We start from the raw sequence: 21,258 nt of genomic DNA on the forward strand, positions 1-21,258 counted from the left end.
CCGCCCAGTAGCCAGGAGTTCCCGATGCTGCATTCTGCTTCCGGATTCAGGGGCATCCGCGTGGGTGCCACCGAAGGCGCCCCACCCCGCCACGAGCCCCTTGAAGGCGTCGGCTCCCGGCAGCCGCGGATCCGCGTCGCCTACCGGTGCGCCAAAGGCCACGAAACGGGTTTGGTGTTCGCCCAGCTTCCCGAGGACCAGATCCCCGGGGTCTGGGACTGCCGCCGCTGCGGCGGCACCGCCACCCGGGACGAGGCGCAGTTCGCCCTCGAGGACGCTCCGGCCGAGGGCTACAAAAGCCACCTGGAATACGTTAAAGAACGGCGCTCCAGCCAGGACGCCGAAGACGTGCTGGCCGGAGCGCTCGAGAGACTACGCGCCGGCCAGGCCCTTGCGGACGAGCTGCTCCGGGACCCGTGAGGCCGCGTTTTCGTCGATTAGCCACAGCGTCCGGTCCCGCCCGCGGGGACCTGCCGCCGGAACCTGGACCGGGTTGGCGCCGGCGAGTGCCAGTCCCACGGCTCCGGCCTTGTCCTCGCCCGCCACCACCATCCACACCTCCGAGGCCGTATTGATCGCAGGCAAGGTGAGGGAAATCCTGGCCGGCGGGGGCTTGGGCGAATTGCGCACCCCCACCACCGAGAGCTCTTTCTCACGGATGCCTGCCTGCTCCGGGAACAGCGACGCCACATGGGCATCAGGCCCCACGCCGAGCAGGACCACGTCGAAGCGGGGGAGCATGCGGGCGTGTTCCGGGCGCTCATCCGACGTGTCTGCGGCGTGTTCCGCCGCCGCCGCCTCGGCCAGCCGGCGGGCGTAGTCCTCAGCGGCCTCTTCCGGGGTGCCGAAGTCGCCCGCGGCGCCCGGAACGTGCACCCGGGCCGGGTCCACCGGAATGTGCGAGAGCAGCGCCTCATGCGCCTGGCGCGCGTTGCGCTCGGCGTCGTCGGCGGTGACGAAGCGTTCGTCACCCCACCAGAAATTGACCTTGGACCAGTCGACGGCCGGGGCCGCGGGCGACTCCGCGACAGCCTTGAGCGAACCGATCCCCATCGAGCCCCCGGTAAGCACCACCGTCGCCTCGCCGTGTTTGTCCTGGATGTCCACCAGCTTGGTGATCAGGCGGGCCGCGATGGCAGCCATCAGGACGGTCGAGTCGGGATGGATGCTTACTCTGGGGTCAGCGCTCACTGGGACGGACACTCCTTAGATTGGTACGTGGCAGTCCGATGGTAATCACTTCGCCGAACACTTCGTCCGGATCGAGGCGGCGGAGCTCTTCGGCGAGGCAGTCCTTGAGGCTGCGTCGTGGGAGTGAGATCCGCTGCATGGGCTGGCCGGGCTGGGTCAGTTCGGCGATGGTGAGGCCGGGTCGGAACAGCTGGACATCGCCGCTGGTCCTGGTCAGCCGGACCCGCCGGATGCCGGTGCCTGCAGGATCCGCCACGATCGTGACCGGTGCGTCCAGCGCGAGGGTGAGCCACGCCGCGAGCAGGATGGTGCTGGGGGAGTCCGAGGCACCTTCGACGGCGACGGCCGTCACGGGGGAACCGTCCACCTGGTCCAGCACCGCGGCCAGCTGGATCCGCCAGTTGGTGAGGCGGGTCCAGGCAAGGTCCGTGTCGCCGGCCTTGTAGGTCCTGCGGATGTTGTCCAGGGCACGCTGCGGATCGGCCTCGTTGGCCGAGTCCGTGATCCGGCGGTGCGCGATCCGCCCGATGGACGTCTCGCAGGCGTTCTTCGGGGCACCGTGCGGCCACCAGGCCACAATCGGCGCGTCCGGCAGCAGCAGGGCCGCCACGAGCGACTCGCTTTCCTCGGCGAGTTCGCCGTAGCCGCGGAGCAGGATCACCTCGGAGGCGCCCGCGTCCCCGCCGACCCGGATCTGCGCATCAAGCCGCGTCGGGGCGGAGGCCCCGGCGTCCGCGAGCACGATGATCCGGCAGGGGTGCTCACGGCTGGCCTCGTTGGCCGCCTCGATGGCCTCATCTTCGAGCCCGGACTTGGTGACCACCACGAGGGTCAGCACCCGGCCCAGGGCGATCACGCCGCCCTGCTCGCGCAGCGCCATGATCTCCTTGGAGATCTTCGAGGTTGTGGTGTCGGGAAGATTTACGATCATGGCCTTCTCCAGGTGCGTCCGTCGCGGGCTAGCAGCTCGCCGGCGGAGGCGGGGCCCCAGCTTCCGGGCGCGTAGGGCTCGGGTTGTTCGTCCAGGCTCGCCCAGTAATCCTCAAAGGGATCCAGGATCTTCCAGGACAGTTCCACCTCGGCGTGCCGGGGGAACAGCGGCGGTTCGCCGAGCAGCACATCGAGGATGAGCCGCTCGTAGGCCTCCGGGCTGGATTCGGTGAAGGAGTGGCCGTAGCCGAAGTCCATCGTGACGTCGCGGACCTCCATCTGGGTGCCGGGCACCTTGGACCCGAAACGGATCGTGGCGCCCTCGTCGGGCTGGACCCGGATGACGACGGCGTTCTGGCCGAAGTCGTCCTCGCCGTGGTCCGTGAAGAGCAGGTTGGGCGCGCGCTTGAGCACGACGGCGATCTCGGTCACCCGGCGGCCCAGCCGCTTGCCGGCCCGCAGGTAGAACGGCACACCGGACCAGCGGCGGGTGTTGATGTCCACCCGGATCGCGGCGAAGGTCTCGGTCTTGGAGTCGGCCGGGATGCCGTCCTCGTCCAGGTAGCCGACGACCTTTTCGCCGCCCTGCCAGCCGCCCGTGAACTGCCCCCGGGCCGAGTGGGTGGAGAGGTCTTCCGGCAGCCGGACGGCGGCCAGGACCTTTTCCTTCTCCGCGCGGAGGTCGTCGGCGTTGAAGGAGATCGGCTCCTCCATCGCGGTCAGCGCCAGCAGCTGCAGCAGGTGGTTCTGGATGACGTCGCGGGCCGCGCCGACGCCGTCGTAGTAGCCTGCGCGGCCGCCGGTGCCGATGTCCTCGGCCATGGTGATCTGGACGTGGTCCACATAGTTGGCATTCCACAGCGGCTCGAAGAGCTGGTTGGCGAAGCGCAGCGCCAGGATGTTCTGCACCGTCTCCTTGCCCAGGTAATGGTCGATCCGGAAGACCGCGTCCTGCGGGAAGACCGACTCGACGATGTCGTTCAGCTGCCGGGCCGATTCGAGGTCGTGCCCGAAGGGCTTCTCGATCACCACCCGCCGCCACTGGTCCTCCCCGGCCTGGGCCAGGCCGTGCTTGGAGAGCTGCCGGCAGACCAGTTCGAACGCCTTGGGAGGGATGGACAGGTAGAACGCATGGTTTCCCCGCGTGCCGCGGTGTTCGTCCAGTTCCTTGATCGTGGCGGAAAGCCGCTCGAACGCCTCGTCGTCGTCGAATTCGCCCTGAACGAAGCGGATGCCCTGGGACAGCTGCTTCCACACGACTTCGTCGAACGGCGTGCGGGCGTAGGCCTTGACCGCGGCCTTGACCTCCGCGGCGAAGTCCTCGTTGTCCCACTGGCGCCGGGCGAAGCCGACGAGGGCGAAGCTCGGCGGGAGCAGCCCGCGGTTGGCCAGGTCGTACACGGCCGGCATGAGCTTCTTGCGGGCGAGGTCCCCCGTGACCCCGAAGAGGACCAGCGACGACGGTCCGGCAATACGGTTCAGGCGGCGGTCCCGCGGGTCCCGGAGCGGGTTGCGCCGGCCCGTGGCCTTCGGGCCGTAGGTCATTGTTTCTGGCATGGTTGCGTGGTGCCTTAGCTCTTGGTGGAGGGGGCCTGGTCTCGGCCCTGGCCGGCCAGGGCCGAGACCAGGTCCTGCAGCTGCCGGACGCCCGCGGCGCGGTCCGTGAGGTGCAGCCGGAGGACGGGCCGGCCGTGTTCGGACAGGACCTGGGCGTCCCCGGCGGCCTGGGCGGAGATCAGCTCGCCGAAGGTGAAGGGACGGTCCGGGATGGCCAGGTCGGTGGCGGACGCCGCCGTCACCTGGAGGAACACACCAATGGCGGGTCCGCCCTTGTGGAACTGGCCGGTGGAGTGCAGGAACCGCGGGCCCCAGCCGAACGTGACGGGCCGGCCGCTGAGCGCCGCCAGCTGGTCCCGGACACCCTCGAGGGGCGCGTAGGCGAGCCGGTCGAAGTAGGCCTGGACGCTCAGGTAGCCGTCCGGGCCAAGCTCGCCGAGCAGCGCGCTGACCGCGTCGGCTGCCGTGCCGGCACCGCCAAGCCATTCCCCGCCGCGGACCTCGATGGCACCGTCGGTGAAGTTGGCCGGCGTCGGTTCCGGCTGGGCATCCAGGAGGCCGCGGGCGGCCACCTTCGCAGTTTCGACGTCGGGCTGGTCAAAGGGGTTGATGCCGAGCAGGCGGCCGGCCACCGCGGTGGCGAATTCCCAGGCCATCATCTGGGTCGGGAGCCCGCCCGCGATGGCCACCTCGTTTGAGCCGAGTTCGACGTCGGCATCCACCCCAACAAGGCGGATCACGAGGACGTCCGGGGCACCGAGGGTGGCCTCGGGTGACTTCGGTCCCGCCACGACCGGCAGCACGCCGGTGCCGAGCTTGCCGGTTGATTCGGCGATGAGCTGTTCGGCCCAGTCGGCGAAGCCCGCCATCCCGGAGCCGTCCTCGGCGATCACGATCTTGTTGCGCAGCGGGTTGGTGCCGCCCAGCGCCGCGGCCAGGGCGAGGCCGATGTTCTCCTCCGAGTCATCGTTCAGGACTTCCGCGGCTTCCTCGGCCTCGTCCAGGAAGGTCTGGATGTCCACTCCGGCCAGGCCGCAGGGCACCAGCCCGAACGCGGTGAGGGCCGAGTAGCGGCCGCCGACGTTCGGATCCGCGTTGAAGACGGCACGGTAGCCGGCCTCGCGGGCGGATTTGTCCAGCGGCGATCCGGGATCGGTGACGATGATGATCCGGCTCTTGGCGTCGACGCCGGCCTCGGTGAAGGCGTGTTCGAAAATCCGGCGCTGCGAGTCTGTTTCCAGGGTGGAGCCGGACTTCGAGGACACCACGATCGCGGTTTCGCGCAAACGGTCCGCCAGGGCGGCCGAAACCTGTTCGGGATCGGTGCTGTCCAGCACGGTCAGCTCGACGCCGGCGGTCCCGGCGATGACCTCGGGGGCCAGCGAGGAACCGCCCATGCCGCACAGCACGATCCGGCTGACGCCCTCGGCGCGGAGCGCGTCACGAAGCGCAAGGATGTCCGCGACGAGCGGCTGCGAGACGGTGGCCGCCTCAACCCAGCCGAGCCGGACGGAAGCCTCGGCCTCGGCGTCGGGACCCCACAGGGTGGCGTCCTTGGCGAAGATCCGGGTGGCGATCTTGTCTTCCAGCAGGGCCGGGAGGTGCTGTTCGCGGGCCTGACGGGCAGCGCCCGTGGCGTCGTAGCTGAGAGTCGTCACGGTGGACTATGCGTCTTTCCGTGCAGCGGCGAGGGCCGCCTCGACGTCGCCCAGCAGTTCCTTCCAGCTGGCCACGAACTTGTCGAGGCCTTCGGACTCGAGCACCGCGACAACCTCGTTGTAGGAGATGCCCAGGGCGTCAATCGCGTTGAGCGTGGCGTTGGCGTCGTCGTAGCCGCGGGTGATGGTGTTCCCCGTGACGGTGCCGTGGTCGAAGGTGGCGTTGAGCGTTTTCTCCGGCATGGTGTTCACGACGCCGGGAGCGACGAGCTCCGTGACGTACAGGGTGTCCGGGTAGGCCGGATCCTTCACGCCGGTGGAGGCCCACAGCGGGCGCTGGGGGAGCGCGCCGGCATCGGCCAGGAGCGCCCAGCGTTCGGTGGAGAACAGTTCCTCGTAGGTCTGGTACGCCAGGCGGGCGTTGGCCACGCCGGCCTTGCCCTTCAGGGCGCGGGCTTCGTCGGTGCCGATCGCGTCGAGCCGCTTGTCGATTTCGGTGTCCATGCGGGAGACGAAGAAGGATGCCACGGAGTGGATCCTGGAGAGGTCGTGGCCGTTCTCCTTGGCCTGCTCGAGGCCGCCCTGGAAGGCGTTGATGACGGCGCGGTACCGCTCGAGGGAGAAGATCAGGGTCACGTTCACGCTGATGCCGGCCGCGAGGGTTGCCGTGATGGCTTCGAGGCCTTCGAGCGTGGCGGGGATCTTGATGTAGACGTTGTCCTTGTTGACCTGGCCGTAGAGGTGCTTGGCTTCGGCGATGGTTGCGGCGGTGTCCCAGGCGAGCCGGGGGTCCACCTCGATCGAGACGCGGCCGTCGACGCCCTTGGTGGCGGCGGCCACGGGGGCGAAGAGGTCACAGGCGTCGGCGACGTCGGTGGTGGTGATCGCGAAGACGGTCTCCTCGACGCTGGCGTTGGCGGCTGCCATTTCCTTGATCTTGGCGTCGTAGTCGTGGCCGGTGGAGATGGCCGCGTGGAAGATGCTCGGGTTCGTGGTGACCCCGACCACGTTCCGCTCTTCGATCAGCTTGCGCAGCGAGCCGGTGGTGAGGCGGCCGCGGGAGAGGTCGTCGAGCCAGATCGAGACGCCGGCGTCGGACAGCTTTTGAGTAGGGGAAGAGGTGGGGGTGGAGCTGGGGCTGGTGGTCATGTTTAACTCCTGAAAGTCTGGGGCCGCCGCCGTCAGTTGGGGCGGCGGCCCGGGAAACAAGGTGTGGATCAGGCGGTGAGGCCGGCCAGGGATTCCCTGGCGGCCGCGGTGACGGCTTCGGCGGTGATGCCGAATTCCTGGAAGAGGCGCTTGTAGTCGGCGGAGGCGCCGAAGCGCTCGAGGGAGATGGAACGGCCGGCGTCGCCGACGAATTCCTTCCAGCCCAGCGCGAGTCCGGCTTCGACCGAGACGCGTGCCTTGACTGCGGCGGGCAGGACCGCTTCACGGTACGCGGGGTCCTGCTGGTTGAACCATTCCACGCAGGGCATGGACACGACGCGGGTGGGGATGCCTTCGGCCTGGAGGGCTTCGCGGGCCTTGACGGCGAGCTGGACCTCGGAGCCGGTGCCGATCAGGATGACCTTCGGCGCGGCGGTGGCGCCGTCGGCGGAGCCTTCGGCCAGCACGTAGCCGCCCTTGGCGACGCCGGCGGTGGAGCCGAAGGTGTCGGCCTCCGCGTCGCCGGTGCCGCGGGCGTAGGTGGGGATGTTCTGCCGGGTCAGCACGATCCCGGCGGGGTTCCCGTGGTTTTCCAGCATGATCTTCCAGGCCGCTGCGACCTCGTTCGCGTCTCCCGGGCGGACGACGTCCAGGCCCGGGACGGCCCGGAGGCTGGCGAGCTGCTCCACCGGCTGGTGGGTGGGGCCGTCTTCGCCCAGGCCGATCGAGTCGTGGGTCCAGACGTACAGCGACGGGACGCCCATCAGGGCGCCGAGCCGGATCGCCGGGCGCTGGTAGTCGCTGAAGATCAGGAAGGTGCCGGAGAACGCCCGGGTGTTCCCGTGCAGGGAAATGCCGTTCACGATCGACGCGGCGGCGTGTTCGCGGATGCCGAAGTGCAGGACCCGGCCGTAGGGGTTGCCCTTCCACGCCTCGGTCTGCCGGGAGGAGGGGATGAACGAGGGCGAGCCTTCGATCGTGGTGTTGTTCGACTCCGCGAGGTCCGCGGAGCCGCCCCACAGTTCCGGCATGACCGGGCCGATCGCGTTCAGGACCTTGCCGGACGCGGCGCGGGTGGAGACGTCCTTGCCGGCTTCGAAGACCGGGAGGGCCGCGTCGAGCTCGGCCGGAAGCTTGCGGGCCTCGATGCGCTCCAGCAGCGCGGCGCCCTCGGGGTTGGACGCCTGCCACGCCTCGAACGCGTCCTGCCAGTCGTTGCGGGCCGCCGCGCCGCGGCCGGCGGCGTCACGGGTGTGGGCGAGGACGTCGTCGTCGACCTGGAAGGAACGCTCCGGATCGAAGCCGAGGACCTTTTTCAGGCCGGCGACTTCCTCGGCGCCCAGGGCGGAACCGTGGATCTTTCCGGTGTTCTGCTTCTTGGGGGACGGGTAGCCGATGATGGTCCGCAGCGAGATGATGGAGGGCTTGTTCGTCTCGGCCTTCGCGGCGAGCAGCGCGGCGTGCAGTTCGGCCACGTCCTCGACGTATTCGCCGGTCCGGGTCCAGTCGACCCGCTGGACGTGCCAGCCGTAGGCCTCGTAGCGCTTGAGGACGTCCTCGGTGAACGCCACATCCGTGTCGTCCTCGATGGAGATGTGGTTCTCGTCGTAGATCACCACGAGGCTGCCGAGTTCCTGGTGCCCGGCGAGCGAGGAGGCCTCGGAGGTGACGCCTTCCTGCAGGTCGCCGTCGGAGGCGATCACCCAGATCGTGTGGTCGAACGGGCTGGCGCCCGCGGCGGCGTCGGCGTCGAACAGGCCGCGCATTCGGCGCTGGGAGTACGCGAAACCGACCGCGGACGCGAGGCCCTGGCCCAGCGGGCCGGTGGTGATCTCGACGCCGGCCGTGTGCTTGTATTCCGGGTGGCCCGGGGTCAGCGAGCCCCAGGTCCGCAGCGCCTGCAGGTCCTTCAGCTCCAGGCCGTAGCCGGCGAGGAACAGTTGGATGTACAGGGTCAGGGAGGTGTGGCCGGGGGAGAGGACGAACCGGTCCCGTCCCAGCCAGTCCGGGTTCTTCGGGTCGTGCCGCATCAGCTTCTGGAACAGCAGGTACGCGGCCGGAGCCAGACTCATCGCGGTCCCCGGGTGGCCGTTACCGACCTTCTCCACGGCGTCCGCAGCGAGAACGCGGACAGTGTCCACCGCACGCTGGTCCAAACTGGTCCAAGACAGTTCTTGCTCTTCCAAATGTGGCACGAAAACCGGGCCCCTCTCTGTGCTGACGGCGGGTGGAATGGTCAGTCCCGTCCGGGCACAGTTCGGTGCCCGCTGCGGTACGTACCAGCCGTTCACCATCGAAACGTTGATCAATCATTCAGTCGCGCCGGCAACTGCACGTGAAACTGTTACGTCTCTCGCGGCTATCGCCCGTGCGCGCTGATCTGCAGATAGCTTAGCCCTATTCCACCCGTCGGGTGGCGTATATCTCACCAATTGGACCGGATTTGTCGCTTATATGAATCACCGCCCGGCGCCGCGGCGGTGAGCCCGCATTAACCTGTTCGAATCACGGCGGTGTTCCGGCGGCCTCAGCACGGCAACTTCACGACGGCAACCCGGGACCCCGACGTCGGCGGGGTCACGGTATGATGGTGCGTGGCTACCAACGGGGGCGAGGACACACCCGTACGCGGTGCGTGGACCCCCTCCAGCAACGCGCCGGATCCAAGGCGCACTGCTTCAAGACGCACTGCTTCAAGACGCCCTGCGAAAACCAGCCCGACTGAACAGCCAGACAGAACAGAGTGACTGCCACCGTGAGCACAACCGATACGCCGCTGAACGCCTCCACGATCCCCGGAAGGATCGGCTTCTCCCGCAAAGCCAAGGCATACTTGGCGCTCACAAAGCCCCGCGTCATCGAGCTCCTGCTCGTGAGCACGCTGCCGACCATGATCTACGCGCAACGCGGGTTCCCGTCAATCGGTCTGATCCTGGCAACGCTCGTGGGCGGCGCCTTCGCGGCAGGCAGCGCCGGTGCCTTCAACTGTTACATCGACCGCGACATTGACAAGCTCATGCACCGCACCGAGAACCGGCCGCTGGTCACGGGCGAAGTGACGCCGCGCGAGGCCCTCGTCTTCTCCTGGCTCCTGGGCGCGGCGGCGATTGGCATTCTCTGGTTCGGAGCCAACCCCCTCGCTGCGTGGCTCGGCCTTGGCGCCATCATCTTCTATGTGGTCATCTACACGATGATCCTCAAGCGCCGCACCGCGCAGAACATCGTCTGGGGCGGGGCTGCGGGCTGTTTCCCGGTGCTGATTGCCTGGGCCGCCGTGACCAACACGGTGGAGTGGCCCGCCGTCGTCCTCTTCATGGTGATCTTCCTCTGGACCCCGCCGCACTACTGGCCGCTGTCCCTGCGCTACGGCGAGGACTACCGCAACGCCAAGGTGCCGATGCTCGGTGCCATCGCCGGCGCCAAGGTGGTCTCGGTGCAGGTTGTCCTGTACGCGTGGGCCATGGTCGCGTGCTCGCTGCTGATGGTTCCGGCCGGTGGCGCCGGCTGGGTCTACACCGTCACCGCCGTCGTCGCGGGTGCCTGGTTCCTGTACGAATCGCACGCGCTGTACAAGCGGGCACAGGGCGGGGACGTTTCCAACAAGGGCGCCATGAAGGTCTTCCACGGCTCGATCAGCTACCTGACCCTGCTCTTCATCGCCCTGGCCGTGGACCCGTTCGTCGGTTCCGCCATCGTCGGCGGCTAGCCCCCCCACGACGCTCCCTCACCTTTCGCACGGTTTAGCCGGACGCTCCCTCACCTGATGTGAGGGAGCGTCCGTCGTGTGGATGGGGAACGGACGAGGCGGGCGCCGGGAGGGTCCGTAGGCTGCTGGCATGGATCCAGCGAATCGGACCATAGGCGTCGCAGGCACTTACCGCAGGATTTCGTGGAACGACGGCCACGAGGAGAGCGACGGCCCGGTCGGGTTGAGGTCCCGAGCCTAGGCGAACACGCCCGGATGAGCATCTGAGCGCATAACCATATATGTCAAGTCCTTCTTCTGCATGTAAGGAACATTGCCGGGCTGAACAATTAGCGTGACAGACCGGTTGATCCCCTTGTACAGTGCTGTCACGGACTTCCTCGTTCCAGCGCCGGAGACGCCGGACGTGTGCAGGCCGGTTCCGGACTAGCCGGAACATGGAACAAAGGAATGCCAATGTCGACGGAGCCGTCGTCCTTTCCATCCTGCAGCGACAGCCAACGCCCAGTGGCACCCGCGCTAAGGGGGAAGCCTGAGGATGAGGCTTCGGGGATACGCCGACAGGCCGCGGATATCGTCGATGCGGTGCTGTCACAGACTTCACCAGAGAACGCCCCCATGCGGGATCAACTTCGCATACACCTTGCCTCCAACCCAGGACGCCCGGAAATAGCACTCGCGGAGCATCTGGTCTCCCTCGGATCCCTGGCCGATTACACGGGTGGCGTGCATCAAGTGCAGCACCCGCCCGTCCCGTCAGAGGGGATAGACGCCGTCGAAACGACGGCCACGGCGACAACCGAGAGTGCTTCGCGCATTCAGGCGGTCCTGGCACACCGGACGCTGTTGACGGCTTTCCAGCCGATATTCGATCTCTCTACCGCCGCGGTCGTCGGTGTCGAAGCGTTCACACGGTTCGTCAGCGACGGGAGCGACAGCGCCGATTACTGGTTTACCGAGGCCGCCAACGCACAGCTCGGTAGCGAACTTGAATTCGCGGCGCTGGAGTCCGCCCTTACTGCCGCGCAGCACCTGCCTGCCCACCTGTACGTGGCGCTGAAACTCTCCCCGGCCATCTGCCTGGACCCGCTCCTGCCGCAATTTCTTCAGGAATCGGGGCTGTCCCCCGGCCGGACGGTACTTCAGCTCACCGAGGCGCTGACCGACGAGGAGCCCGCTGCCCTTGCTGCAGCGCTGGAACCCCTACGACGGCGGGGAGTCCGCCTGGCGATTGACCATGTGGGCTCGTACTTTGCCTCGATCCGCCACGTCAGGCAGCTCGAACCAGACATCATCAAGCTGGACCGGAACCTCATCGAGGGAATCGACACCGACCCGCTGCGCCACGCCTTCAGCGAGGCCATGACCGGCATCGCCGGGCAGATCGGTGCGTCGGTTACCGCGGAAGGAATCGAAACCAGTGCTGAACTCGCAGCCGTCACCGGGCTCGGATTAACAGCCGGGCAGGGTTACTTCCTGGGCCGGCCATCCACCCGGCCTCAGGACTGGGACAGCTGGAGCATCCCCGCGCACGCTTTCGAGTCGTTGACGGATCCTGACGCGTCCGCGCGGTCATGAAAACGAACGACGGTCTGCCGCCGGGCAGGACAAAGCCCACGGCACTGTTTCGACGGCGGAACCCGGCCCGCCGGGACCGGGGTCCTATGCAGCGACAAGGCAGGCCGCTGCGCGCCTGCCGCGGATGCCTACTTCACCGGGCTGTAGCGGGCCAGGTCGGCGGCGTTGGTGGCCGCGCTCATCAGCAGCGCGGCCCCCAGCATGTGCGCGCCGACGAGCAGCGCCGGGATGCCGTTGTAGTACTGGGTGAAGCCGATGATGGCCTGCAGCACGGTGACGCCCAGGAGCAGGAGCACGGCGGTGCGGAACGGCCCGGTGATCCGGCCGCGGAGCACCAGGAACAGCCCGAAGAGTGCGCCGGCGGTCACCAGGTAGGCCGGCACGGCGTGGATGTGCGAGAACAGGTCCCAGTCGAGGCCATTGCGCGGGGCATCGGCGTCGCCCGCGTGCGGGCCCGCCCCGGTCACCACCACGCCCAGGCAGACCGCCACGGCCGAGATGAGCGCGACGGCGGTCATCACCGGGCGTGCGGCGCCCGGGAGCGCGGTGAGCCCGGCAGCCCGGGCCTTGCCCGTGCGGCCGTAGGCGCGGTTCACCAGCAGCGTCGCGAGGACCACGAGGGCCATGGAGACGAGGAAGTGCAGGCCCACCACCCACGGGTTCAGCTGGGTCAGCACCGTGATGCCGCCGATCACGGCCTGCGCCGGGATGCTGGCGAGCAGGGCCAGGGCCAGCAGGAAGAGGTCTCGGCGCTCCTTGCGGAGGTTCCACAGGTAGACCAGCATCATCACTGCGACGGCGGCCAGCGCGAACGTCAGGAGCCGGTTGCCGAACTCGATGATGCCGTGAATCCCCATTTCCGGGGTGTTCACCAGCGAGGCGTCCGTGCAGCGCGGCCAGGTGGGGCAGCCAAGTCCCGAGGCGGTCAGCCGGACAGCGCCGCCGGTCACCACCAGCACGGTCTGGCCGATCAAGGACAACACGGCCAGCCGCTTGACCGTCTTGTCGACGGTGACGGGCAGCCGGGCGGTGATCCCGGAGACGATCCGGGGTGGGCGTGACGCCGTACTCACAGTTTTCTCAATTCCACTTGAACCAACGGGTGGCTGCGCCGCCGGCAATTGCCGTCCAGAGCAGCAGGACAAGCACGGCACCGGCATTGATGCTGCCGTGCAGGAAAGCGTCCCTCAGCGCCTGGCCCAGCGCACCCGAGGGAAGGACATGCACCACGGCCTGCGCCAGCGCGGGGAGCCGTTCGGCCGGGATAACAATCCCGCCCAGCGCCCCGAGCAGGATCCACAGCAGGTTGGTGATGGCAAGGGTCGCCTCCGGCCTGACCGTTCCGGCGACGAGGAGGCCCAGTGCCGTGAAGGACGCTGCCCCGAGGACCAGCAGGGCCAGGCCGGGCAGCCAGCCCGCCGGCTCGGGCTGCCAGCCCAGTATCAAGGCCACGGCCGTTACGACGAGCACCTGCAGGAGCAGCACGGCCAGGACGGCGAGGACCTTGCCGGCGATCAGCCCGGTGCGGCCCAGCGGAGTCGTGGAGAGAAAGCGCAGGACTCCGTAGCGGCGGTCGAATCCGGTGGAGATGCCCTGGCCGGTGAAGGCGGTGGACATGGCGCACAGCGCCAGGATGCCCGGGACGGCGACGTTGATCCGGCTCGAACCGAGCCCGTCAAGCAGCGGGGTGACGGTCAGGCCCACCATCGCCAGCAGCGGCAGCACAATCGCGAGGATCAGCTGCTCGCCGTTCCGGAGCATGGTGATCGTTTCGTACCTGCCCTGCAGCACGATCCGCCGCAACAACGGAGCGGGCGCACTGCTAGTCGCGCCGCCGCGAGCCGAACTGCCGAGGGGTGAACTGCCAAGCGGCGCACCGCCGGAAACGCGGGTCATCGGATCTCCCTTCCGGAGATGTCCAGGAAGACATCCTCGAGGCTGCGTGCTTCAAGGCTGAGGGAGCTGGGCATGATCCCGCGCGCGGCCCACCACGCGGTGATCGCGGCCAGATCGGCGGGGGTGAGGGAGCCGGTGGCGGCGTAGCTGCCGGCCCGCGCTTCGGTGACGTCGACGCCGTCGGGCAGCACGCCGGTGAAATCCAGCCCGGGTTCCGTCTCGAACAGCAGGGTGCGGATGTGCTGCTCCCCGGCGCCGGCCGGAAGCTTGTGCTGCAGTAGCTGGGCGATGGTTCCCTCGGCGACGTTGCTGCCCGCATCGATGATGTAGACATAGTCGGCGAGGCGCTGGGCATCGCCCATGAGGTGCGTGGTCAGGATGATCCCCATCCCGCGGTTGCGCAGTTCGGAGATGAGCTCAAAGACCAGCTGCCGGGACTGCGGGTCCAGGCCGGCGCTCGGCTCATCCAGGAAGAGCACCTCGGGATTCCCGACGAGGGCTGCGGCGAGGGCGAGTCGTTGCTTCTGTCCGCCGGAAAGCCGCCGCACCGAAGTCCGGCTGAAGCCGTCGATTCCAAGGCGTGCAATGAGCTCCTCGACGGGCCACGGGTCCTGGTACATGCCGGCGATGTGCTTGAGCAGGGGGATGGGCCGGGCCGACGGCGGCAGCCCGCCGTCCTGGAGCATCACGCCGACCCGCGCACGCAGTCCGGCCCCGGCCGTGTCCGGGTCCTGGCCTAGCAGGCTGATGCTTCCCGCGGTACGCTTCTGGAGTCCCTGGGCGCATTCGATGGTGGTGGTCTTGCCGGCCCCGTTGGCGCCCAGCAGGGCCGTGACCTGACCTCGTTCCGCGACGAGGGAGAGGCCGCTGACCACCCGCAGCATCTTGCCGTCAAGGGTGGGCAGCGGACCAACATCCTTGACTAGCCCGCTGATGGACAGGACGGGGGATTCGGGAGATCGCACCAGAGCATTCTACGCGATGTAGTACGGCGCGGCCGGGTGCCCTGGTCTGTGAATGTCTTCTCCAGCTTCACTCCAAGAGTGATCAAGGCCGTTTTTCTGTGCGGTGAGGTCTTGGTCTTTGGTGGATACGCGGGCTTATCCGACCAGGAGTCCGGTCATGGCGTTGAACGTACCGTTTGCCCCCTTCAAGGGGCACTTCGACACGAACACGCCGGCCGTCGTGATTTACGACGGCGGCTCCCTCAAAGTGCCCCGCGACGGTTCGCCGGCCTTCCTTCAGCACACCCAAAAACAAACTTTCAAGGAGCAGCCCCTGACTAAGATGCGCACAGTAGATGCTGCCGTCGCCATCATAAAAAGGATGGCGCCATCGAGCGGCTCCGGTGTGAATGTTCGCCGACTGTCAGTTTCAGAAGTCGCCTGAACCGAATGTCAGAAGTCGTCTGCACCGCTCTATGCGGGCCTATTGTGCCTGCTGGCGGCGGCTTTTCGGTTAAAAATGCACCCCAGGTACTGGACGAAACCGCCCAACTCACGCCATAATGCACACCACCACAAAGCAACGCCCACAACGATTTACACCACCCCACGGGACTCTACCGCGGGGTGTGTGATTCGCTTCGCGATGGGGTTGCATCTGCTGGTTGGCTGCAAGAAGAAGTTGTGGAGGCAGAGAATCATGACCGCACAGGAAGCCGGGCGAAAGAGTGTCGGGGGCCCGGTGTCGGTCCGCCCGCTGCGCGAGGCGGACCTCGACCGCGCTGACGAGATCGTCAGGGTGGCGTTCGGGACGTTCCTCGGGGTCCCCGATCCGTTCGGGACCGCCGACTATGTCCGAACTCGCTTCGCGGCCGATCCGCACGCCGCCTTCGCCGCGACGGTCGACGGCGAGCTCGCCGGATCGAACTTCGCCGCCAACTGGGGCAGCGTCGGGTTCTTCGGACCGTTGACCGTGCGTCCGGACCTGTGGGACCACGGCGTCGGCAAAAGCCTGATGGAGCCGATCATGGGCTGCTTCGAGACCTGGGGGAGCAGCCACCTCGGCCTGTTCACCTTCTCGCACAGTCCTAAACACCTCGAGCTCTACCGCCGGTACGGCTTCTGGCCACGATTCCTGACCGCCGTCATGCGTAAGCAGGTCGCGGCCCGTGGCGCGGTGCCCGCCCGGGTCACGTATGCCGGGCTGTCGGCCGCCGATCGGCCCGACTACCTCAGTGCCTGTCGCGCCCTGACCGACGCCGTGTATGAGGGTCTGGACCTGGAACGCGAGATCGTGGCCGTGCACGCGCAGGGACTCGGCGACACCGTGCTGCTGCCGGGGGAGTCGGGGCTCGACGGGCTGGCCGTGTGTCACTGCGGACCGGGATCGGAGGCCGGCGCGGATGTGTGCTTCGTCAAGTTCGGCGCCGTACGCCCCGGCCGGCAGGCCGGTGACAGATTCGAGCGACTACTCGACGCCTGCGAGCAACTGGCCGCCGAGCGCGGATTGGGTCAGCTCGAGGCCGGGATGAACCTGGGCCGCCCGGATGCCTATCAGCGCATGGTCGCCCGCGGTTTCCGTACCGGGTTGCAGGGCGTGACCATGCACCGGCCCAACGAGCCCGGCTACAGCCACCCCGACGCGTACGTGATCGACGACTGGCGCTGACATCTGCGGACGGGACGGCCCGTTCGTTCGGTCGACACGGGGACGGCCTCGTGGAACAGGACTTCGCCTGTGATCTCCACCAGTACGCGATCCATCTTCACTCCCGTCGCAATTGTGCGCCTCGTGGTCGGCTGGGGCGCCGTCGTCAGCTTGGTGTTTGCCGGGCCCCTGCTTGAGCCTCCCGTCCCTGCATGGCTGCTGGTTACTGCACTCGTGGTCATCGTCGGGGTCGTTCTGGTCTGCGCCTTCGGGGTGGTCCACGAGGCTGAACATCTCGCCCACCGACTGGGTGATCCCCACGGCTCCCTGGTCCTCACACTCTCGATCGTGCTGATCGAGGTGGTGCTCATTTCCGCCGTCATGCTGGGGCCCGGCGAGCACACCACGATCGCCCGGGACTCGGTGATGGCCGTATCGATGGTCATTCTCAATGCGGTGATCGGGCTCTCTGTTCTCGTCGGAGCGATCAAGCACGGCAATCTGGGCCACAACCGCACCGGCACCTCCTCCTATCTCGCCCTGCTCGTCGTTCTCGCCGCGCTGGCCTTTGCCCTACCGGCCCTGATCGGGCGGGATGGCTCCTACACGCCGGGGCAGGAGATCCCCATCATCGTGCTGACCCTCGCCCTGTATGCCTTCTTCCTCTTCCGGCAGATGGGCAGGCAAGCCGATGATTTCCGTGAAGTCGATCCACGCTTCGCCGCTGGTCCGGGCATCCGTGGCAGCGTCGCCTCCGAGCAGGGCCGCCGGAGCGTCACCCAGGTCATCGCCGAGCACCGTTCCGAGGTATTGCTGCGGATTGCGCTGCTTGTCGTGACGGTCCTGCCCATTGTGCTGCTCTCGCACCACATGGCCACGCTCCTGGACGACGGGCTCGGGCGCGTCGGGGCGCCGGTGGCGTTTTCCGGCATTCTGATCGCCATGATTGTTTTCTTGCCCGAGTCGATCACGTCAGTGCGGGCAGCGCTGCAGGGTGAGATTCAGCGTGTCAGCAATCTATGTCATGGCGCCCTGGTCTCCACGGTCGGCCTGACAATTCCCGCCGTCCTCATCATCGGCGCCCTCACCGGTCAGGCCGTCGTGCTGGGCGAGTCCCCGGCCAACCTCTTGCTCCTCGGCGTCACATTGATGCTGTCGGTGACAACGCTTGCCTCCAAGAAGGTGACGGCGATGCACGGCGCAGCCCATCTCGTGGTCTTCGCGATCTACGGCATCGCCGTATTCTCCTGAGCCTCGCGGTCTGTCAAAGCGACAATGCTGAGACAGGCCCACCGACATGGACGCACCCGCCACCGGAGGATAGCCATGCCTTACTGGATCGCGGGACTAAATTACGACATGATTGTGTTGTGTATTCCATGAGCCCCTCCTCTTCTGCTGCCCTTGCCGGGCGCGGTCCCTCGCGCGCGGCGTCAGCCGTTGCGTCCGAGGCAGTGGCATCCGTGGCAGCCCAGGCAGCGACCGCCTTCCCGGTGGCCGACGCCGATGAGCGGACCCGGGACCGCGTGCTGAACGCGGTACTGGAACACGGACCCATCAGCGCCGCCGAACTCGGCGACCTGCTCGGCTTCACCCCCGCCGCGGTGCGCCGCCACCTGGACCACCTCGCACGCCACGGCGTGATCGAGGTCAAACGGGTTGCCCGTGCCGGCGCCGGAGCGGGACGCCCCGCACGCCGCTATGTCCTCAGTTCCCAAGGCCAGTCCACGCTCGGCAACGACTACCTCGACATCGCCACCCTGGCGCTGCAGCGCCTCGGCGAGATGGCCGGCCCCGAAGCCGTGCGGCAGTTCGCCGTCGAACGCTTCGGCGACATGGAAAGCCGCTACGCACCCGAGATCGACGCCGCCGGACCGGACATCACAGCCCGCGCGCAGGCGCTGTCCGAGGCCCTGAGCCGCGACGGCTTCGTCGCGTCCGCGGCCTCCCTTGAAGCCAAGACGCCCCTGCCGGCGGCGCTCTCCAGCGTCCAGCTGTGCCAGGGTCACTGCCCCATCCAGCAGCTGGCCGCCCAGTTCCCCGTGTTCTGCGATGTGGAGACCGAAGTGTTCTCCCGGCTGGTCGGCGTCGACGTCCGCCGGCTCTCCACGCTGGCGCGCGGCGGCCACGTCTGCACCACCCACATACCCACAGGCCGTCCGGCGGCCAGGGGGCTTCACAGCCCCGCGACCACCCCGGGCAACCTGGACGAAGTATCCAACCATCTGCAAGAAAGGCCGTGATGACGGACCAACTATCAGAGAAGAAGGTTGCTGAATCGACTGTGATCTCGGAGATTCTGGAAAAGAATCCCGAGCTCCACGGAATCGGCACCTATGAGTACGGCTGGTCCGACAAGAACGATGTCGGGGCCAACGCGCGCCGCGGCATCAACGAGGACGTCGTCCGCGACATTTCGGCCAAGAAGAACGAGCCGGAATGGATGCTGGACCTGCGCCTCAAGGGCCTGAAGTACTTCGACCGCAAGCCCATGCCCACCTGGGGTGCAGACCTCTCCGGCATCGACTTCGACAACATCAAGTACTTCGTGCGGTCCACCGAGAAGCAGGCCAATACCTGGGAAGACCTGCCCGAGGACATCCGCAACACCTACGAGAAGCTGGGCATCCCGGAAGCCGAGCGCAGCCGCCTCGTCTCCGGCGTCGCGGCCCAGTACGAGTCCGAGGTTGTCTACCACCAGATCCGCGAGGACCTGGAACAGCAGGGTGTCATCTTCCTGGACACGGATACTGCGCTGCGCGAGCACCCTGAGATCTTCAAGGAGTACTTCGGCACCATCATCCCGGTGGGGGACAACAAGTTCGCGTCGCTGAACACGTCCGTCTGGTCCGGCGGTTCGTTCGTGTACGTGCCCAAGGGCGTCCACGTGGACATCCCCTTGCAGGCCTACTTCCGCATCAACACGGAAAACATGGGCCAGTTCGAACGCACGCTGATCATCGCGGACGAGGACTCCTACGTCCACTACATCGAGGGCTGCACCGCGCCGATCTACACCTCGGACTCGCTGCACTCCGCCGTCGTGGAAATCATCGTGAAGAAGGGCGCCCGCGTCCGCTACACGACCATCCAGAACTGGTCCACCAACGTGTACAACCTGGTCACCAAGCGCGCCATCTGCGAAGAGAACGCCACCATGGAGTGGATCGATGGCAACATCGGCTCCAAGGTCACCATGAAGTACCCGGCCGTCTACCTCGTCGGCGAGGGCGCCAAGGGCGAGACCCTCTCCATCGCGTTCGCCGGTGAAGGCCAGCACCAGGACACCGGTTCCAAGATGGTCCACATCGCGCCCAACACCAAGAGCTCGATCGTGTCCAAGTCCGTGGCCCGCGGCGGCGGCCGTGCAGCGTACCGCGGCCTGGTCCAGGTCCGCGAAGGCGCCAAGCACTCGGCCAACACGGTCCGCTGCGACGCGCTCCTGGTGGACACCATCAGCCGCTCGGACACGTACCCGTACATCGACATCCGCGAGGACGACGTGACCATGGGCCACGAGGCCACGGTCTCGCGGGTCAGCGAAGAGCAGCTGTTCTACCTGATGTCCCGCGGCATGCGCGAAGACGAGGCCATGGCGATGATCGTCCGCGGCTTCATCGAACCGATTGCCCGCGAGCTCCCGATGGAATACGCCCTTGAGCTGAACCGACTGATTGAACTGCAGATGGAAGGATCGGTCGGTTAATGACTGACATCACTACTGAAAAGGCCCGCATCGGCGCGCCCTCATCCCAGCCGTTCATCAACGGCTTCACCGAGGAAGGCGAAAGCCTTTCACCGCTGAACGCCGCGGAGTCGAAGTCACCGCTGGCGGGCGACGCCGTCAAGCGCCACTCGCACGGCGGCGGCGTCGGCATCCCGGACAGCTCACGCGCCGGCCGCCTGACCTCCTACAAGCTGGCGGACTTCAAGCCGCTGACCGGCATGGAGGAGGACTGGCGGTTCACCCCGCTCAAGCGCCTCCGCGGCCTGCACACCGAGGTCCTCAACGGCGCCGCGCCGTCCGTGAGCGTCACCGCCCCGGACAGCGTCACGGTGGAGACCGTCGGCCGTGACGACCGCCGGATCGGCTCCGCCGCCATCCCCGAGGACCGCGTCTCCGCGAACGCCTGGGAGAACTTCTCCGAGGCCACCGTCATCACCGTCCCGGCCGAGGTCCAGGCCGACGGCGAGGTCACCGTCCTGCTGACCGGCCAGGGCACCGAGGCTTCCGCGCAGCACGTCGTTATCGTCGCGGAAAAGTTCTCCAGGTCCGTCGTGGTCCTGGACCACCAGGGCACCGCCGTCGTGTCGGAAAACGTCGAGATCGTGGTTGGGGACGGCGCGCAGCTGACCGTCATCTCGATCCAGGAATGGAACGACGACGCCGTGCACGCCTCCTCGCAGCAGGTGAAGCTCGGCCGCGACGCCAGGTTCAAGCACATCGTGGTCAGCCTCGGCGGCGACCTGGTGCGGGTCACGCCGTCGGCCCGCTTCACCGCCCCGGGCGCCGAAGTGGAACTGTTCGGCCTGTACTTCGCCGACGCCGGCCAGCACCTCGAGCAGCGCCTGTTCGTGGACCACGCCGTCGCCAACTGCAAGTCCAACGTCCTGTACAAGGGCGCCCTGCAGGGCCGCAATGCGCACACCGTGTGGGTGGGTGACGTCCTGATCCGCAAGGAAGCAGAAGGCACCGACACCTACGAGGCCAACCGCAACCTGGTCCTGACCGACGGCGCCCGCGCGGATTCCGTGCCGAACCTAGAGATCGAGACCGGCCTGATCGCCGGCGCCGGCCACGCCAGCGCCACCGGACGTTTCGACGACCAGCACCTGTTCTACCTGATGGCCCGCGGCATCCCGGAGAAAGTGGCCCGCCGCCTGGTGGTCCGCGGCTTCCTGAACGAGATCATCCAGCAGATCAAGGTTCCGGCCATCGAAGAGCGCCTCACAGCCGCCGTCGAGCGCGAACTCGCGGCAACGGACAACTAGTGCGCAGCA

18 protein-coding genes are annotated in these 21,258 nt (G+C 67.4%); 9 read left to right on the forward strand and 9 right to left on the reverse strand.

Annotated elements, in window-relative coordinates:
• Nucleotides 1-24: 24 nt before the first annotated feature.
• On the forward strand, nt 25-420 hold the full coding sequence (locus tag ABIB26_RS08280) for an RNA polymerase-binding protein RbpA (protein WP_354241267.1): 396 nt from the start codon (nt 25-27) through the stop codon (nt 418-420).
• On the opposite strand, the gene pgl is transcribed toward ABIB26_RS08280, so the two are convergent.
• The 6 genes from pgl to tkt all read right to left on the reverse strand — a co-directional run bounded on the left by pgl (nt 373) and on the right by tkt (nt 8,671).
• Complete coding sequence (pgl, locus tag ABIB26_RS08285; RefSeq protein ID WP_354241269.1) at nt 373-1,191, reverse strand: 6-phosphogluconolactonase; 819 nt, start codon at nt 1,189-1,191, stop codon at nt 373-375. The two genes, ABIB26_RS08280 and pgl, sit on opposite strands and share 48 nt — an antisense overlap.
• Nucleotides 1,181-2,122: a glucose-6-phosphate dehydrogenase assembly protein OpcA gene (locus ABIB26_RS08290; protein WP_354241271.1), complete on the reverse strand. Its 942-nt coding sequence runs from the start codon at nt 2,120-2,122 to the stop codon at nt 1,181-1,183. The genes pgl and ABIB26_RS08290 overlap by 11 nt, the downstream gene beginning before the upstream one ends.
• Nucleotides 2,119-3,678, reverse strand: coding sequence for a glucose-6-phosphate dehydrogenase (zwf, locus tag ABIB26_RS08295; RefSeq protein WP_354241273.1), 1,560 nt, complete (start codon nt 3,676-3,678; stop codon nt 2,119-2,121). The genes ABIB26_RS08290 and zwf overlap by 4 nt, the downstream gene beginning before the upstream one ends.
• Nucleotides 3,679-3,692: 14 nt before the next feature.
• Nucleotides 3,693-5,336 carry a phosphoglucose isomerase-related protein gene (locus tag ABIB26_RS08300; RefSeq protein WP_354241275.1) on the reverse strand — a complete coding sequence of 548 codons (1,644 nt, stop codon included), beginning with the start codon at nt 5,334-5,336 and terminating at the stop codon, nt 3,693-3,695.
• Nucleotides 5,337-5,342: 6 nt separating this feature from the next.
• Nucleotides 5,343-6,485 (reverse strand): transaldolase, encoded by a 1,143-nt coding sequence (tal, locus tag ABIB26_RS08305; protein WP_354241276.1) that lies wholly within the window; start codon nt 6,483-6,485, stop codon nt 5,343-5,345.
• Between the two features lie 68 nt (nt 6,486-6,553).
• Entirely contained in the window at nt 6,554-8,671 is a 2,118-nt protein-coding gene (tkt, locus tag ABIB26_RS08310) for a transketolase (protein ID WP_354241388.1), read from the reverse strand.
• A gap of 557 nt (nt 8,672-9,228) precedes the next feature.
• Between tkt and ABIB26_RS08315 the strand changes: the two genes are divergently transcribed.
• Both ABIB26_RS08315 and ABIB26_RS08320 read left to right on the forward strand, forming a co-directional pair.
• Nucleotides 9,229-10,191 (forward strand): heme o synthase, encoded by a 963-nt coding sequence (locus tag ABIB26_RS08315; protein WP_354241278.1) that lies wholly within the window; start codon nt 9,229-9,231, stop codon nt 10,189-10,191.
• 618 nt (nt 10,192-10,809) lie between these two features.
• Entirely contained in the window at nt 10,810-11,769 is a 960-nt protein-coding gene (locus tag ABIB26_RS08320) for an EAL domain-containing protein (protein WP_354241280.1), read from the forward strand.
• 128 nt (nt 11,770-11,897) lie between these two features.
• On the opposite strand, the gene ABIB26_RS08325 is transcribed toward ABIB26_RS08320, so the two are convergent.
• From ABIB26_RS08325 to ABIB26_RS08335, 3 genes are read right to left on the reverse strand one after another with little or no spacing between them, the layout of a single operon-like run.
• The gene (locus ABIB26_RS08325; protein WP_354241281.1) at nt 11,898-12,842 is read right to left on the reverse strand and encodes a COX15/CtaA family protein; all 945 of its coding nucleotides are present in this window, start codon (nt 12,840-12,842) and stop codon (nt 11,898-11,900) included.
• A gap of 7 nt (nt 12,843-12,849) precedes the next feature.
• On the reverse strand, nt 12,850-13,665 hold the full coding sequence (locus ABIB26_RS08330) for an ABC transporter permease (RefSeq protein WP_354241283.1): 816 nt from the start codon (nt 13,663-13,665) through the stop codon (nt 12,850-12,852).
• Nucleotides 13,662-14,630 carry an ABC transporter ATP-binding protein gene (locus ABIB26_RS08335; RefSeq protein ID WP_354241285.1) on the reverse strand — a complete coding sequence of 323 codons (969 nt, stop codon included), beginning with the start codon at nt 14,628-14,630 and terminating at the stop codon, nt 13,662-13,664. Before ABIB26_RS08335 ends, ABIB26_RS08330 begins: the two co-directional genes overlap by 4 nt.
• A 157-nt stretch (nt 14,631-14,787) precedes the next feature.
• Between ABIB26_RS08335 and ABIB26_RS08340 the strand changes: the two genes are divergently transcribed.
• The 6 genes from ABIB26_RS08340 to sufD all read left to right on the forward strand — a co-directional run bounded on the left by ABIB26_RS08340 (nt 14,788) and on the right by sufD (nt 21,249).
• Entirely contained in the window at nt 14,788-15,054 is a 267-nt protein-coding gene (locus ABIB26_RS08340) for a hypothetical protein (protein ID WP_354241287.1), read from the forward strand.
• A 255-nt stretch (nt 15,055-15,309) separates the two neighbouring features.
• The gene (locus ABIB26_RS08345) at nt 15,310-16,278 is read left to right on the forward strand and encodes a GNAT family N-acetyltransferase (RefSeq protein WP_354241288.1); all 969 of its coding nucleotides are present in this window, start codon (nt 15,310-15,312) and stop codon (nt 16,276-16,278) included.
• Between the two features lie 69 nt (nt 16,279-16,347).
• Nucleotides 16,348-17,508, forward strand: a complete 1,161-nt coding sequence (locus ABIB26_RS08350) for a calcium:cation antiporter (RefSeq protein ID WP_354241290.1) — start codon at nt 16,348-16,350, stop codon at nt 17,506-17,508.
• 119 nt (nt 17,509-17,627) lie between these two features.
• Nucleotides 17,628-18,500, forward strand: a complete 873-nt coding sequence (locus tag ABIB26_RS08355; RefSeq protein WP_354241292.1) for a helix-turn-helix transcriptional regulator — start codon at nt 17,628-17,630, stop codon at nt 18,498-18,500.
• A complete protein-coding gene (gene sufB, locus ABIB26_RS08360) occupies nt 18,500-19,963 on the forward strand; it encodes a Fe-S cluster assembly protein SufB (protein WP_354241294.1) in 1,464 nt (487 codons plus the stop codon). The genes ABIB26_RS08355 and sufB overlap by 1 nt, the downstream gene beginning before the upstream one ends.
• Nucleotides 19,963-21,249 (forward strand): Fe-S cluster assembly protein SufD, encoded by a 1,287-nt coding sequence (gene sufD / locus ABIB26_RS08365; RefSeq protein WP_354241295.1) that lies wholly within the window; start codon nt 19,963-19,965, stop codon nt 21,247-21,249. The genes sufB and sufD overlap by 1 nt, the downstream gene beginning before the upstream one ends.
• Nucleotides 21,250-21,258 lie beyond the last annotated feature (9 nt).

Origin of the sequence: Arthrobacter sp. UYEF20 (genome assembly GCF_040546335.1) — a bacterium.
Lineage (GTDB): Bacteria > Actinomycetota > Actinomycetes > Actinomycetales > Micrococcaceae > Arthrobacter.